13 protein-coding genes are annotated in these 14,634 nt (G+C 70.4%); 7 read left to right on the plus strand and 6 right to left on the minus strand.

Annotated features, from left to right (window positions below; genetic code table 11):
- Positions 1–243: 243 nt before the first annotated feature.
- The 3 genes from IF78_RS0107635 to pqqB all read left to right on the plus strand — a co-directional run bounded on the left by IF78_RS0107635 (position 244) and on the right by pqqB (position 3,107).
- Positions 244–1,485: an acyl-CoA dehydrogenase family protein gene (locus IF78_RS0107635; protein WP_031479901.1), complete on the plus strand. Its 1,242-nt coding sequence runs from the start codon at positions 244–246 to the stop codon at positions 1,483–1,485.
- Between the two features lie 173 nt (positions 1,486–1,658).
- Entirely contained in the window at positions 1,659–2,060 is a 402-nt protein-coding gene (locus IF78_RS0107640; protein WP_031479903.1) for an SseB family protein, read from the plus strand.
- A 174-nt stretch (positions 2,061–2,234) separates the two neighbouring features.
- A complete protein-coding gene (gene pqqB, locus IF78_RS0107645) occupies positions 2,235–3,107 on the plus strand; it encodes a pyrroloquinoline quinone biosynthesis protein PqqB (RefSeq protein ID WP_234439785.1) in 873 nt (290 codons plus the stop codon).
- 61 nt (positions 3,108–3,168) lie between these two features.
- Here pqqB and IF78_RS0107650 read toward each other — a convergent pair whose 3' ends face one another.
- The 5 genes from IF78_RS0107650 to IF78_RS0107670 form a co-directional block, all read right to left on the minus strand.
- Positions 3,169–3,558 carry a MarR family winged helix-turn-helix transcriptional regulator gene (locus tag IF78_RS0107650; protein ID WP_031479907.1) on the minus strand — a complete coding sequence of 130 codons (390 nt, stop codon included), beginning with the start codon at positions 3,556–3,558 and terminating at the stop codon, positions 3,169–3,171.
- A gap of 247 nt (positions 3,559–3,805) precedes the next feature.
- Positions 3,806–4,837 carry a LacI family DNA-binding transcriptional regulator gene (locus IF78_RS0107655; RefSeq protein WP_031479909.1) on the minus strand — a complete coding sequence of 344 codons (1,032 nt, stop codon included), beginning with the start codon at positions 4,835–4,837 and terminating at the stop codon, positions 3,806–3,808.
- Entirely contained in the window at positions 4,834–5,742 is a 909-nt protein-coding gene (locus tag IF78_RS0107660; RefSeq protein WP_031479911.1) for a carbohydrate ABC transporter permease, read from the minus strand. Before IF78_RS0107660 ends, IF78_RS0107655 begins: the two co-directional genes overlap by 4 nt.
- The gene (locus tag IF78_RS0107665) at positions 5,739–6,662 is read right to left on the minus strand and encodes a carbohydrate ABC transporter permease (protein WP_031479913.1); all 924 of its coding nucleotides are present in this window, start codon (positions 6,660–6,662) and stop codon (positions 5,739–5,741) included. Before IF78_RS0107665 ends, IF78_RS0107660 begins: the two co-directional genes overlap by 4 nt.
- Positions 6,659–7,987 carry an extracellular solute-binding protein gene (locus tag IF78_RS0107670; RefSeq protein WP_031479915.1) on the minus strand — a complete coding sequence of 443 codons (1,329 nt, stop codon included), beginning with the start codon at positions 7,985–7,987 and terminating at the stop codon, positions 6,659–6,661. Before IF78_RS0107670 ends, IF78_RS0107665 begins: the two co-directional genes overlap by 4 nt.
- A gap of 183 nt (positions 7,988–8,170) precedes the next feature.
- On the opposite strand from IF78_RS0107670, the gene IF78_RS0107675 reads away from it, so the two are divergent.
- From IF78_RS0107675 to IF78_RS0107685, 3 genes are all read left to right on the plus strand, one after another.
- Entirely contained in the window at positions 8,171–10,192 is a 2,022-nt protein-coding gene (locus tag IF78_RS0107675) for a beta-galactosidase (protein WP_031479917.1), read from the plus strand.
- 148 nt (positions 10,193–10,340) lie between these two features.
- A complete protein-coding gene (locus tag IF78_RS0107680) occupies positions 10,341–11,909 on the plus strand; it encodes a glycoside hydrolase family 53 protein (RefSeq protein ID WP_031479919.1) in 1,569 nt (522 codons plus the stop codon).
- 193 nt (positions 11,910–12,102) lie between these two features.
- Entirely contained in the window at positions 12,103–12,390 is a 288-nt protein-coding gene (locus tag IF78_RS0107685; protein ID WP_031479921.1) for a helix-turn-helix domain-containing protein, read from the plus strand.
- A gap of 65 nt (positions 12,391–12,455) precedes the next feature.
- On the opposite strand, the gene IF78_RS0107690 is transcribed toward IF78_RS0107685, so the two are convergent.
- Positions 12,456–13,343, minus strand: a complete 888-nt coding sequence (locus IF78_RS0107690; protein WP_234439786.1) for a ribonuclease BN — start codon at positions 13,341–13,343, stop codon at positions 12,456–12,458.
- 271 nt (positions 13,344–13,614) lie between these two features.
- Here IF78_RS0107690 and IF78_RS0107695 point away from each other — a divergent pair, with 271 nt between their 5' ends.
- Positions 13,615–14,577: an SMP-30/gluconolactonase/LRE family protein gene (locus IF78_RS0107695; RefSeq protein ID WP_031479925.1), complete on the plus strand. Its 963-nt coding sequence runs from the start codon at positions 13,615–13,617 to the stop codon at positions 14,575–14,577.
- Positions 14,578–14,634 lie beyond the last annotated feature (57 nt).

Raw genomic sequence — 14,634 nt, forward strand, 5'->3', positions numbered from 1 at the left:
CACCGCCTCCCGCGCCCACCAGGGCGGGAGCCTGTCCCGTCCTCTTCAGGCTACGACTGTTCGCCCCCGGCCGACGCCTTGTGCGCACCGCGCCCGGAGGGCACCGCCGATCACGGTCTCGCCCCCGCGCGCCCGGCACTTGGCGATATCCCGTCGGTACCCGGCGGCAGTTGCCGTGTTCAATCACTCGTATCGCGTCACGCATCACGGCACGAACGGACGGCCCACACGTCAGGAGGCATCGTGATCGCCGCTCCCGAGCCCGGTCTCACCGAACGCGACATCATCGAACGCGCCGTGAACCTGCGGCCCGTACTGCTCGAACGCCAGCCGGAGACCGAACGGCTGACGCACTACCCCAAGGACACCCACGACGACTTCCTGCGGGCCGGCTTCTACCGGATCCTCCAGCCGCGCCGGTACGGCGGCTACGAGTTCGGACTGCCCACCTTCTACCGCGTGGTCACCGAGATCGCCCGCGGCTGCCCCTCCACCGGCTGGGCCCTGTCTCTCACCGCCGCCCACGTCCTCCAGGTCGCCACACTCTTCGAGGAGCGGGCACAGGACGAGATCTTCGGCACCGACGGCGACTTCCGGGCCGCGTCCACGGTCGCGCCCATCGGCGTCGCGCAGCCCGACGGCGACGGCCATGTCGTGCTCGACGGCACCTGGCCGTACTCCTCCGGCGCCCCGTACTCCACCCACTACGTCGGCCAGACGCTGCGCGCCCCCGACCGTCCCGGAGGCCCGCCGGGGCCGCCGGTCCTCTTCGTCGCCCCGCGCTCGGTGTGGACGGTGCTCGACGACTGGCACGGCGTTCTCGGCCTGCGCGGCAGCGGCTCCAACAGCATCCATATGGAACAGGCCCGTATCCCCGCCTACCTCACCTGCGAGGCGAGCCTGCTCGATCTGCCCGTCGAGGGCGGCAGCGTCGGCTCCGAGCTGCACGGCAACCCGATGTACGCCGGTCGCGCGCCGAGCTTCTTCCACGGCGAGCTGGCCGCCATCATGATCGGCACCGCTCACGCCGCCGCCGACGAGTACGCCCGTGCCGTCGCAGACCGCCCCCTCGTCCTCGAACCCGACCGCACCCGCGCCGAACTCCACGACTACCAGCGACACCTCGGCGAGGCCCTCGGCGTGATCCACACGGCCGAGGCGGCGCTGCGGCACACCGCGGAGGAGTGGATGGAGACCTGCCGCCGCAACGCCACCGGCGAGGCCCCGTTCACCATCGCCGAGGACAACCGACTCGCCCTCATGTTCCTGAACGCGGGCCGTATGACCTGGGACGTCCTGCAGAACATCCTCTTCCGCACGGCCGGCTCCCGGCACGCGCGCGACGGCGAGCGGATGCAGCGCTACTTCCGGGACGCGGCCACGTACTGGACCCATGTGGGCCCCAGCATGGCCGAGCCCCTCGCCCGCCGGGTCGGCTGCGACCGCCTGGGCCTGCCGTCCGACAACATTCCGTTGATCCCCTGATCCCCTGATCCCCTGATCCCCTGATCCCCGGATCCCCCGATCCCCCGATCCCCGATCACTTGAGAACGATCTTCCGACCACCCGGCCGATCCTCTGGACAGCAACAGGAATGCTCCGGTCCGGATGGGGTACGCGAGCAGGGCCGTACGACCGCCGCTACCAGGGGATCCGCCATGCACACACCCGCGAACGACTACTCCGCCACTCCGGCTCGCCGGGCGCTGGACGCGCTGGCGGAGAACACGGAGGACAGCGCGGCGATGGACAAGCTCGCGAGCAGCGAGGTCCTTGTTCCCGTGCCCGACGACGCCCGCGAGGAGGACTCCACCGACCCCGCGACCGTGGCGCTGCCGGTCATGGAGCAGCCGGGCGGCGACCCGACCGTCCCGGTGTTCACCTCCGAGCCCGCGATGGCCGCACTACTGCCCTTCGTCTCCCAGTACCGCCTGGTCCCACTGGGCGCACTCGCCTCGCAGTGGCCGTCCGAGGACCTGGCCCTCACCATAGACGCCGGCTCGCCGCACCCCCTCACGCTGACCTCGGAGGGCGTACGGACCCTGCTGGCACGGCCGTAGCGCCCCGGGACGCGTCCCCCGCTCACAGCGCCTTTCCGGAATTGAGGATCCCCGCGGATCGAACGCGCCCGTTGACCGCCGCCGACCCGGCTCGGTGAAGGTCGGCCGGAAGTGCTCCCCGCCGCAGGGTGGTTCGGACGTATGGAGAGGGAAGATCCCACCGGGAGGGCCGACGTGAAGGGGTGGGGGGGCGTCTTGAGGGTCGTCCTGCTCGGTACCGCCGACAGAGGCGGTTTCCCACGGTGGAACTGCGCCTGCCCGCGGTGCGCCGCCGCCCGTGACGGCAAGCTGCCCGCCCGCACCCCGGAGTGCGCGGCCGTCACCGGCAACTCCCGGGACTGGTGGCTGCTGAACACCTCGCCGGACATCCGCGCCCAGCTCACCGCCGCCTCCGCCCTGTGGCCCGGCGCCCGGCACACTCCGGTGCGCGGCGTCCTGCTGACCGACGGCGAAGCCGATCATCTGGCCGGCCTGGCCGTGCTGCGCGAGGCCGCGGGCCTGAAGACGTACGCCGCCCCCGAGGCGCTCGGCGCCCTGGGCCCGGCACAGGTGGCCCTCGACCGGCACGCCCCGTGGGAGTGGGCGGACAGCCTGACCGAGGGCGGTTTCGTGCTGGCCGGCGGCTTGGTCGTCACGGCGCACCCCGTCATGGGGGAGCCGCCGGCATACGTGCCGGGCCGGGCGAGGGACGGCCGCTTGGTGACTGCCTACCGGATCGAGGACCTGGCCACTGGGGGCGTCCTGGTGTACGCACCCCGCGTGCGGACCTGGACCCCGATGCTGGACGACCTCGTCGCGGAGGCGGACTGCGTCGTACTGGACGGCACCCACTTCGCGGCGGACGAAGCGGCGCGGGCGGGGCGGCACCTGCCCGTCTCGGGGTCCGCAGGCAGCCTCACCGCCCTGACCCGCCATCCGCACGCCCGCCGGATCTACACCCACCTGGCCGACACGAATCCTCTGCTCGACCCCGGCTCGGCGGCTCGCGCACAGGTGTCGGAGGCGGGCGTCGAAGTCCTCCCGGACGGGGCGGAGTTCGTGCTCTAGCCGCGCTAGCCGCTAGCCGCTAGCCGTCAGCCGCCAACCGCCCGGCCTCCCGCTCACCGCGTCAGGCGCCCAGCGTCCGGGCCAGCGCGTCGCGCTGCAGCGGCAGGACCTCGGCGTGCAGGTCACGGCCCTTGCGGGTGAGCGTGACGTACACCCCGCGCCGGTCCTCCGCACAGATGGAACGCTCCACCAGGCCGTCCTTCTCCAGCCGGCCGATGAGCCGGGACAGGGCGCTCTGGCTGAGGTGGACCCGCCCCACGAGGTTCTGCACCCGGCACTGATCGCCCTCCTGGGGCGTGGCGGACGCGAGGATGTCGAGCACCTCGAAGTCGCTCGCGCCCAGCCCGTGCGGGTGCAGCACGCGGTCGATCTCGTTCATGGTGCGTGCGTGCACCGACAGGATGTCCCGCCACCGTTCTTCGAGCCCCGCGTCGGCCGTCTTCGCTGCCATACCGGCACGGTAGCACCGATTCGGCCATTCATTGAGTGTGCAACTAGTGCATGTGCAAGCGCAGACCCGCGACCGAGCCCCGAGTCGCCGACAGGACGGGCTCAGGCAGCCGCATCCTGCAGGATCCAGACGAGATTGCCGCCGGCGTCCTTGGCGCACTCCTCGGTGCAACCGGCCGATCGCGGCCCCAGGGCCCGCCCCCGGCCGGATCGCCGTGCGGCGTGCCCCAAGCGGTCCGCTCACGCCCTTACGCCGACTCCCGCCTCACCAGCTCCGTAGGCAGGATCACCGCCGCCGGGTCCTCACCGCCGATCTGCGCCAGCAGCACCCGCACCATCTCCGCGCTGATCCGATCCCAGGGCTGCCGGATCGTGGTGAGCTCGGGGCGGGCGGACAGCGCGGCGGGGGAGTCGTCGAAGCCGCCGACCGCGACGTCCTGCGGTACCCGGCGCCCGCTCCGCTCCAAGGCCGTCAGCACGCCCTGCGCCATCAGGTCGGACGCGACGAACACCGCGTCCACGTCCGGCGCCTGCGCCAGCAACCGCTCGGCGCCCGCCTCACCGCTGGCCCGGCTGTAGTCGCCGGACACGATGAGCCGATCGTCGATCTCGATGCCCGCCTCGGTGAGCACCTCCTTGTAGCCGGCCAGCCGCTCCACACCGCCCGGGGTGTCCAGCGGACCGGTGACCACGCCGATGCGACGACGGCCGACGGACAGCAGATGGCGCACCATGTCCCGGGCGCCGTCCCGGTCGTCCGCCGCCACGTAACTGACCTTGGAACCGAGCCCGATCGGCTTGCCGCATGCCACCAGCGGCACACCAGCCTCACGCAGCTCCTCGGCCACCGGATCACCGGAGTGGCTGGACACCAGCAGCACCCCGTCCACGTGCCCGGCGGTGATGTACCGCGTTATGCGCCGCCGTTCGTCCTTCGTGCCCGCCAGCATCAGCAGCAGCGGGATGTCGTGCGCGGCCAGCGCCTGGGTGCAACCACGTAGCAGGACGTTGAAGTTGGGGTCCTCGAAGAACTTCTCCTGCGGCTCGGTCAGCAGGAAGCCGATCGAGTCCGAACGCCCGGTGATCAGCGAACGGGCATGCCGGTTGACGACGTAACCCGTCTTGCGGATCGCCGCGTTGACCGCCTCCTGCGCGGCCGGGCTGACGTAGTGCCCGCCGTTGAGCACGCGCGAGACCGTGCCCCGTGAGACTCCGGCCTCGCGCGCCACGTCGTGGATCGTCGGCGGTCTGCGTCGGCCCCCCGTGTTGCTCATGGTCATGACTTTACGGCTCCGGAGAGCAGATCGAGGCTCCAGAACCGCTGGACGACCAGGAAGAGCGCCACCAGCGGAAGAACCGCGAGGAACGCGCCGGTGATCACCAGGGTGTACAGCGCGGGCGTGTTGGCGCCCTGCTCGAGGAGCGTGTACAGACCCAGCGTGATCGGGAACCTCTCGTCGTCGCTGAGCATGATGTACGGCAGCAGGAAGTTGTTCCAGATCGCCACGAACTGGAACAGGAACACCGTCACCATGCCCGGCACCATCATCGGCAGCGCGACCCGCGTGAAGATCCGCCACTCGCTCGCCCCGTCCATCCGCCCGGCCTCGACCACGTCGGTGGGGACGGCCGCCGCAGCGTAGATCCGTGAGAGGTAGACGCCGTACGGCGAGAGGATCTGCGGCAGCAGCACGGACAGGTACGAGTCCGTCAGGTCGGCCTTCGCCAGGAGCAGGTACTGCGGGATGGCCAGGATCACCGGCGGCATCAGCACACCCGCCAGCAGGACGTTGAAGATCGCCTCGCGGCCGCGGAAGCGGTAGATCGCCAACGCATAGCCGCTGAACGCCGACACACACGTCGACAGCAGGGCGCCGAGACCGGCGTACAGGGCGGAGTTGCCCATCCACTGCCAGTACACGCCGTCCCGGTAGGCGCTCAGATCCGAGAAGTTGTCGGCGAATCCCGTGCCCGGCAGGAAGGTGAACGTGGAGAAGAGTTCACTGCCGGACTTCGTCGCCGCGATCACCACCCAGGCGACGGGCAGCAGGCAGTAGATCGCGCCCAGGAACAGGGTGACCGTCGGGATCAGCGCGATCCGGCGGCGCAGCGGCGGGCGGTTCTGGATGATGCTGGGCGTGGTGCCCGCGGCCGAATCGGCCTTACCGACGGCAAGAGAACTCATCGCGCTGCCTCCTGCTTGTTACGACGGTTGGCGGCCCGCAGGAAGCCGAAGGACAGCAGCAGCGTGACCAGGGCGATGATCGTGGCCTGCGCGGCCGCCGCGTAGATGTCGCCCTTGCCGAAGGCGTCCTGGTACACCTTCATCAGCGGACTCCAGGTCGTCGACACGGAGTTGGTGAGCGGCTTGAGGGTGGTCGGCTCGCTGAACACCTGGAGCGTCGCGATGATCGAGAAGAAGAAGGTCAGCACCAGCGACGGCGCCACCATCGGGATCTTGATCTTCAGTGCGATCTGGAGCGGTGTGGCACCGTCCAGCCTGGCCGCCTCGTACACCTCGGCCGGGATGGCCTGGAGAGAGGTGTAGATGACGATCATGTTGAAGCCGGTGCCGCCCCAGACCGCGATGTTCGACAGGGCGAGGTACAGCGGGCCACCGTCCAGCAGGTCCGGCTGGGGCAGGCCCAGCCTCTCGAGCACGAAGTAGAAGGGGCTGACGTCCGGCAGGTACAGGAAGCCCCACAGCAGCGCGGCCACGACGCCGGGGATGGCGTACGGCAGGAAGATCGCGAGCCGGGTGAAGGGCGCGAGCCGCACCTTCTCGGAGTCCAGCATCAGCGCGAACAGCAGGGCGAGGCCCAGCATCACCGGGACGACGATGCAGCCGTAACCGAGCACGCGCAGGGCGCCGGCGACGAGTTCGCTGTCGGCGAGGGCGTCCGTGTAGTTCTCCAGTCCGGCCCAGACCTCCTTGCGGGCGCCGGACCCGAGGCCGAGCCCGGAGACCTTCACCTTGCGGAAGCTGAGATAGATCGCGTAGCCGATGGGGAGGGCGAAGAACAGGGCGAAGAGGATCGTTGCGGGGAGGAGGAAGGCGTACGGGGTCCCCTTCACCCCGTACGCCTTCCGGCTTGTGCTGGTCACTCGGAGACCTCGAAGCCCTGCTTCTCGAGGTCGGCGACCGTGTCGTCCTGCATGGTCGTCAGCGCGGCGACGAAGTCCGACTTGTCCTTGGCGGCCTTGCCGAACGCGTCCTTGAAGGTCGTGTACGCGACGTTCACGTTCGGGCCCCAGGCGGACGGGGCGGTGGTCTTCGCGATCTCCGCGGCCTTGGTGTAGAAGTCCGACTGGTTCGAGAAATAGTCCGGCGGGGTGGCGAAGGCCCCGCTGGTCTGGGCGTTCGTGGCGGCCGGGTAGATGCCGCTCTCCTTGGCCAGCGCCTGGAGGGCGGCGTCGTCCGTGTTGAGCCAGGCGGCGAACTTCGCGGCGGCGGCCTTGTGCTCGGAGTCGGTGGTGACGGCGGTGGAGGAGCCGCCCCAGCTGCCGCTGACGTTCTGCGACTGCGACCACTGGGGGAGCGGGGCCATGGCCCACTTGCCCTTGGTGTCGGGTGCGGCCGTGGTCAGCGTGCCCGGGGCCCACACGGCGCTGACCCAGGCGATCTGCTTGCCCGTGTTGAGCGCCTTGTTCCAGGCCGGCGTGTACATCGGCTGGTTGTCGATGGCGCCCTCCTTGACGAGGTCGCCCCAGAACTTGGCGACCTTCTGCGAGGCGGCGTCGTTGATGCCGACCTTCCACTTGTCGCCGGAGGTCGTCCACCACTTGGCGCCGGCCTGCTGGGCGAGCCCCGCGAAGAGGCCGGAGTCGCTGGCGGAGAAGGTGGTCAGGTCCTTGTCCGGGGCCTTCTTCTTCAGCGCGCGGGCGGTCTCGGCGAACTGCTCCCAGGTGGTGGGGACCGTCAGGCCGTACTGCTTGAAGAGGTCCTCGCGGTAGTAGAACATCATCGGCCCGATGTCCTGCGGGACGGCGTAGACCGCGTCCGTGCCGAGCGTGGTCTGCTGCCACACCCCGTCGGCGAACTTGCTCTTCGCGTCGCCCACCTCACCGGCTATGTCCGCGACCGCGTCATTGCTGACCAGCGTCGGCAGCGCCTGGTACTCGGCCTGGACCAGGTCCGGGGCCTTGCCGGCCTTGTGCGCGGTGAGGATCTTGGTGACCAGCGTGTCGCCGGACGCCTGCTTCTTCACCGTGACCGTGATCTGGTCCTTCTCGCCCTGGCCCTTGTTCCACAGGTCGACGACCTTGTCCATGCCGGGTGTCCAGGTCCAGTACGTCAGCGAGACGGGACCGGACTCGGCCTCGCTGTCGTCCTCGGAACCGCAAGCGGCGAGGGCCGTGGCGCCGAGGGCGGCGGAGACGCAGACAGCCGCACTTCTGAAAAAGAGCCGCCGACGGTTGGTGATGGGCATGGATCTCTCCCCTGACCTGGGGTCTCCGCCCGCTGCGAAGACCTGCCATGCTTCTGTGAGCGTTCACAGTAGAGAAACATCCCGGACACTTGTCAATGGTTGTTGCTGTGCGGTTATGTTGGGCTCGCACCGCTGATCTCGTGTGTGCACGTTCCCAAATGATCGATTAAACGGGAGAGATCCATGCCGGAGACCACCCCCAGGGGCCTCACCAGGCTCGCCTTCGGTGGGGACTACAACCCCGAGCAGTGGCCGGAAAGCGTCTGGCAGGAGGACGTACGGCTGATGCGGGAGGCCGGCGTCACGATGGTGAGCGTCGGGATCTTCTCCTGGGCCCTGCTGGAGCCCTCGCCCGGGGTGTACGACTTCGGCTGGATGGACCGCCTGCTCGCCCTGCTGCACGAGAACGGCATACGCGTCGACCTGGGCACGCCCACCGTGTGCCCGCCGGTGTGGTTCTACCGCGCCCACCCGGAGGCGCTGCCCGTGACGCCGGAGGGCGTGCGCCACGAGTTCGGCTCCCGAGCCGCGATCTGTCACAGCAACGTGGACTACCGAGCGGCCGCCGCGACCATCACCACCAAGCTCGCCGAACGCTACGGAGACCACCCGGCCCTGGCGATGTGGCACGTGCACAACGAGTACGGCGTCCCCGTCTCGGCCTGCTACTGCGACTCCTGCGCCGCACACTTCCGCCGCTGGCTGGAGTCGGCGTACGGGACGGTCGACGCCGTCAACGAGGCCTGGGGCACCGCCTTCTGGGGCCAGCGCTACACCGACTTCGCCCAGATCAACCCGCCGCGCCTGACGCCGACGGCCGTCAACCCGGCCCAGGCGCTGGACTACAAGCGCTTCGCCGACGCCACCATGCGCGAGAACTTCCGTATGGAGCGGGACATCCTGCACCGCCTCTCGCCCGGCGTCCCGGTCACCACCAACTTCATGACGGCGCTCAGCCAGTGCGACTCCGTCGACTACTGGGCCTGGGGCCGTGAGGTCGACATCGTCACCAACGACCACTACCTGATCACCGACGGCCGCCGCACCCACGTCAACCTCGCGATGGCCGCCGACATCACACGCTCGGTGGCTCAGGGAGCGCCCTGGCTCCTGCTGGAGCACTCCACCTCGGGCGTCAACTGGCAGCCCCGCAACCCCGCAAAGGCCCCCGGCCAGATGGCCCGCAACTCCCTCACGCACGTGGCGCGCGGCTCCGAGGGCGCCATGTACTTCCAGTGGCGGCAGTCCCGGCGCGGCGCCGAGAAGTTCCACTCGGCGATGCTCCCGCACGGCGGCACCGGCACGCGCGTGTGGCGTGAGGTGGTGGAACTCGGCGCCGCACTCGACTCGTTGAGCGGCGTGCGCGGCACGCGCACGCAGGCCGACGTGGCGATGCTGTGGGACTGGCACTCCTGGTGGGCGCAGACCCTCGACTGGCGCCCCAGCGAGGACCATGACGCGCGCGAGCGGGCCGACGCCTTCTACGAGGTGCTCTACGACCGCCACCTCACGGTCGACTTCGCCCACCCGGAAGCCGACTTGTCGGCCTATCGGCTTGTCGTCGTGCCGGCGCTGTACCTGATGACGGAGGCGGCCGGCCGCAATCTGCGCCGGTATGTCGAGGGCGGCGGCACCCTCGTCGTGTCGTACTTCTCCGGCATCGTCGACGAGCACGACGCCGTGCACGAGGGCGCGTACCCCGGGCCGCTGCGGGATGTCCTGGGCCTGACCATCGAGGAGTTCTCGCCGCTGCTCCAGGACCAGTTGGTGCGCATCACCGGTCCCGACGGCTCCGAGCTGAGCGGCGACGTGTGGACGGAGTTCGTCGTCCCGCGCGGCGCCGAGACCGTGTGGACGTACGAGGACGGCCTCGTAGCCAGCCACCCGGCCGTCACCCGGCACCGACTCGGCGAGGGCACCGCCTGGTACGTCTCCACCCGCCTGGGCGCCGGGGGACTCGACGCGCTGCTGGCCTGTGCGATCGAGGACGCGCAGGTCGCACCGCGTGTCGACCTGCCCCGGGACGTCGAGGTGGTGCGCCGCTCCGGCGAGTCGGGCACCTACCTGTTCGCCGTCAACCACACCGCGTCGGACGCCAAGGTGCCGCTGGAGGCGCCCGCTACCGAGCTGCTGACCGGTGAACGCGCCGCGGGCCGCCTCGAGGTGCCCGCCGGAGCCGTCCGGGTCGTACGACTCGACGGCTGAACCGACTCCCCTCCGCCCGCGCGTGCCGCGAGCCGCGGGCGGAGGGGCTCCTCACCGCAGTGGTTCCCCATCGCGGTGGCGAGGCCCCCGCCGGCCTTCCCGGCGGGGACACCCCCATCCCCATACGTCGAAGGGACGACGGACGAAGATGTTCCATCCCAGACGCACCCTCCGAGTCCTGCTGATACCGCTCGCCGCCGGACTCGCCCTCACCGGCCTGCCCGCGCAGACCGCCTCGGCGGCGAGCACGCTCACCAACGGCGGCTTCGAGTCCGACGGCACCGGCACCGCGACCCCGGCCGGCTGGTCCACGTACTCGGTGGCCGGCCAGAACTCGGCCTCCTTCACCGAAGCCGGTGGCCACGGCGGGAGTTACCGCCTGACCCACTGGGCGTCCTCCGCGTACAAGGTGGAGACGTACCAGTACCTGTCCGGGCTGACCAACGGGAACTACAAGCTCACCGCCTGGGTCCGCTCCGGCGGTGGCCAGAACTCGGCGTACCTCGCGCTGAAGAACTGCGGCGGCGCCGAGCAGCGCACCGACCTTCCGGTCTCGGCGAGCGGCTGGCTCCGTATCGTCGTGCCGGTCAACGTGACCAACAACCAGTGCACCATCAGCATCAACAGTGACGCCAACGCCGGCAACTGGATCAACGTCGACGACCTGACCTTCGCGTCCGGCACGGGCGGCACGTCCATCCACGGCGCCGACATCTCCTCCCTCGCCAAGAGCGAGGCCAAGGGCGGCGTCTACCGGACGAGTTCCGGCGCGACCGGCGACCCGATCACCATCCTGAAGAACGCCGGCATGAACTACGCGCGCCTGAAGGTCTGGGTCAACCCGGCCGACGGCTACAACAACAAGACGCGCGTCCTCGCCACGGCCAAGCGCGTCAAGGCCGCCGGCATGAAGCTGCTGGTCGACTTCCACTACTCGGACACCTGGGCCGACCCGGGCGCCCAGAGCAAGCCGGCCGCCTGGGCGGGGCACTCGTACAGCCAACTGAAGACCGACGTGTACAACCACACGTACGACGTGCTGAACGCGCTGAAGGCGCAGGGCACCACCGCCGACATGGTCCAGGTCGGCAACGAGATCAACGGCGGCATGCTGTGGAACGAGGGCTCCACGAACAACTGGTCGCAGCTCGCCGGACTGCTCAACTCCGGCTACGACGCGGTCAAGGCGGTCAACTCGTCCACCACGGTCGCACTGCACCTCGCCAAGGGCGGTGACCTCTCCGGCATCCGCTGGTGGTTCGACAGCGCGGTCGCGAACGGTGTGAAGTTCGACGCGATCGGCCTGTCGTACTACGGCTACTGGCACGGCTCGCTCTACGACTTCCAGACGACCCTGGACGACGCGGCCTCCCGCTACGGCAAGCCGGTCTTCGTCGCCGAGACGGCCTACCCCTTCCGGCTGGACAGCGAGGACTCGCACGAGAACATCATCGACACCACCGGCGAGCTGGTCTCCGGCTACCCGGCGAACACGGCCGGGCAGCGCCGGTGGATGAACGACATCGCGAGCATCGTGGAGGCCGTCCCGAACGGCCGTGGCCTCGGCGTCTTCTACTGGGAGGCGACCTGGACCGCCGTCTCCGGCAACGGCTGGGACCCGACGGACGCCTCCTCGGGCAACGGCTGGGAGAACCAGGCCTTGTTCGGCTACGACGACGCGGCGCTGTCGTCGATGGCGTGGTTCAGCCACCGCTGAGTTCGTTGATTCCGTGACAGAAGGGCCCGGCCGCGCCCATGCGGCCGGGCCCCGCCGCGTCCGGGCCGAACCGCCTTGTGTCGTACGGCCGTTCGGTACCGGACAAGGGTCCAGGAGTCCCGGACACGGCGGCTTCGGCTGCGGGACAGTGGGAAGACGCGTGACCACGCGGCCCGACGGAGGGAGGGACGAGATGCTGAGGACTCCCGTCAGCGTAAGGCGCCTGGACATCCTGGAATGGCTGAAGAACCCGGCCGCGCACTTCCCGAACCAGCGGCACGGCGACCCGGTCGAGGACGGTGTCACCGCGGACGCCGTGGCCGAGAAGCTCGGCGTGCCGCGCAAGGTCGCCGAGACCCACCTCGGGCTCCTCGTGGACCTCGGCCTGCTGGGCACGAAGCGGTTCCGGCGGCGCACCTACTACCGGCGCGACGAGGTGCGGATCGCTGAGGTGGCGCGCATGTTCGAGAAGGGCTGGTAGTGCTGCCGGGTGCCGCACGCGCCGGACCGGCCCGGGTTCCCGTCCTGCCCGACCGAGCCGTACGTCTACTCGGGCACACCGGGCTGCGCATGGTCCGCGGAACGGTCGGCCGCCGACCCGCGTCGGCGGCGCCGCCGCTTCGGGGCCGTGCGGGTCGGCTCGTCGAAGTCCTCGAACCGCTCGCACAGCAGCCGGCCCACCAGCGCGCCGCCGTAGACCACGAACCCCACACCGACCAGCCAGGACTCCACCACCAGGACGGTCCCGACCGGGCCGTAGCTGATCGCGTTGGTGACGAGCAGCGGGGTGAACACCAGGTACGAGAACAAGCGCAACCCGACCAGCCCCGCCATGGTGGCGAGCGCACCGGGCAGCAGGTCGCGCCAGCGCACCTCACTGCTGAGCAGGAAGTGCGGCCCCCACCAGAAGAACAGCACGCCGACCGCCATGCTCAGCAGGATGCGGGGCGTGCCCTCCAGGAGGGTGCGGGTCTGCACCTGCGCGTACACGTACGCCATGAGCATGATCAGCCAGACGGTCTGCCGCCACACCCGGTGCCAGGGCCCCGCGGGCAGCCTCCAGATCCGCTCGTAGCCGTTCTGGACGCTGGCGGCGAAGGACACACCGAACACGGCGAGCAGCGCCACGCTCAGCGCGCTGGTCGTGCTGACCACCTTGCGAGGCGGGGTGAAGACCTGCGAGAGGGCGTGGGCCGACCGGCCGGACAGGTCCATGCCGTCCACCAGCCACAGGGCGAACCCTCCGCTGGCCAGGGGATCCACGGCCGCCACCACGATCAGCAGCGGAGCCAGCGTGACCAGGGCGAGCGCGGCGAAGCCCATGGCGCGGTGCAGCAACTCCAGTTCCTTGCCACGCCGGTAGAGCTCCGTGAGCTCCAGCCGGTGCCATGCCGTGCGCAGCCAGGAGCGCCGGACGTTCAACGCGACCGCCATGGGTCACGGGCCCCTCTACCGGGGCGGCGATGCGCGCGCCACCGGGGCGGACGTGACATACGACCACCCTCTCTCCGCCTGTTGTGCGCGCCTGACCGAGTGGCCAGGGGATGTACCTCGTAAACCGTTACATACAGCTCGCGGACCGGGGCGGATGACACGGCGCGGTGCGGGTACCCGGGCGCGCGTCGTCGTGACGTCCGCACCACGGTGCGTGCCTGCCCGGGCGGACCGTCCCGCCACCGAAGGCGACACCGAAGGGGAGACTTCCATGGACCGTCCCACCGAGCTCGTCCCGCGCCGGTACGTGGCGATCGGCGGCCTGGGCCCGGAGGACGTGGTCGCCGATGCCCGGGGCCGGGTGCTGACCGGCGTCGAGGACGGCCGCATCCTGCGCGTCGACGGCCTGGCGGACTCGGGAGAAGCCCGCGTCGAGGTGCTCGCCGAGACGCGTGGGCGGCCTCTCGGCCTCGAGCTTCTCCCGGACAACGCCTTGTTGGTGTGCGACGCGCGACGCGGACTGCTCCGCGTCGACCTCGCCGACGGAACCGTACGCGTCCTCGCCGACTCGGCGGCGGGGGAGAAGCTGCGGTTCTGCAGCAACGCAGTCGCGCTGCCCGACGGCAGCGTCTGCTTCACCGTCAGCAGCCGCCGCCACCCCCTGGAATACTGGATCGGCGACCTGGTCGAACACACGGCGACGGGCCGGCTCCTGCGCCTCGCCCCCGGCAGTGGCACTCCCGAGGTCCTGCTCGACGGCCTCCAGTTCGCCAACGGCCTCGCCGCGAGCGCCGACGGTTCGTTCCTGGTCGTGGCCGAGACGAGCGCGTACCGCCTCACCCGCTACTGGCTCACCGGGCCGCGCGCCGGACAGAGCGAGCCCTTCGCCGAGGACCTGCCGGGCATGCCGGACAACCTCTGGCGCGGCGCACCGGACGGCCCGATCTGGGTGGCGCTGGCCGGCCCGCGCGTACCCCCGCTGGACCTGCTCCACCGCGCGGCGCCGGCCGTCCGCCGTACCGCCGCACGCGTGGCCGTGCGCGCCCCCTTCCGCCCCACGGGCACGATCGGCGTGCTCGCGTTCGACGACACCGGGACGGTCGTCCACCACCTGGCGCGGCGGCACTCCGGGTTTCGCATGGTCACCAGCGTGTGCGAGACCGGCGGCCGGCTGATCCTGGGCAGCCTGTGGGAGCGGGGCATCGCGGTGTGCGAGGCGCCAGTCCCGAAATGAGCCCGGCGTACGCTGTTGACCGGCCGCGATCCCCACGCCAGGTGCGGTGACGAGGGC

It is taken from the genome of Streptomyces bicolor (genome assembly GCF_000719285.1).
Taxonomy (GTDB): Bacteria; Actinomycetota; Actinomycetes; order Streptomycetales; family Streptomycetaceae; genus Streptomyces; species Streptomyces bicolor.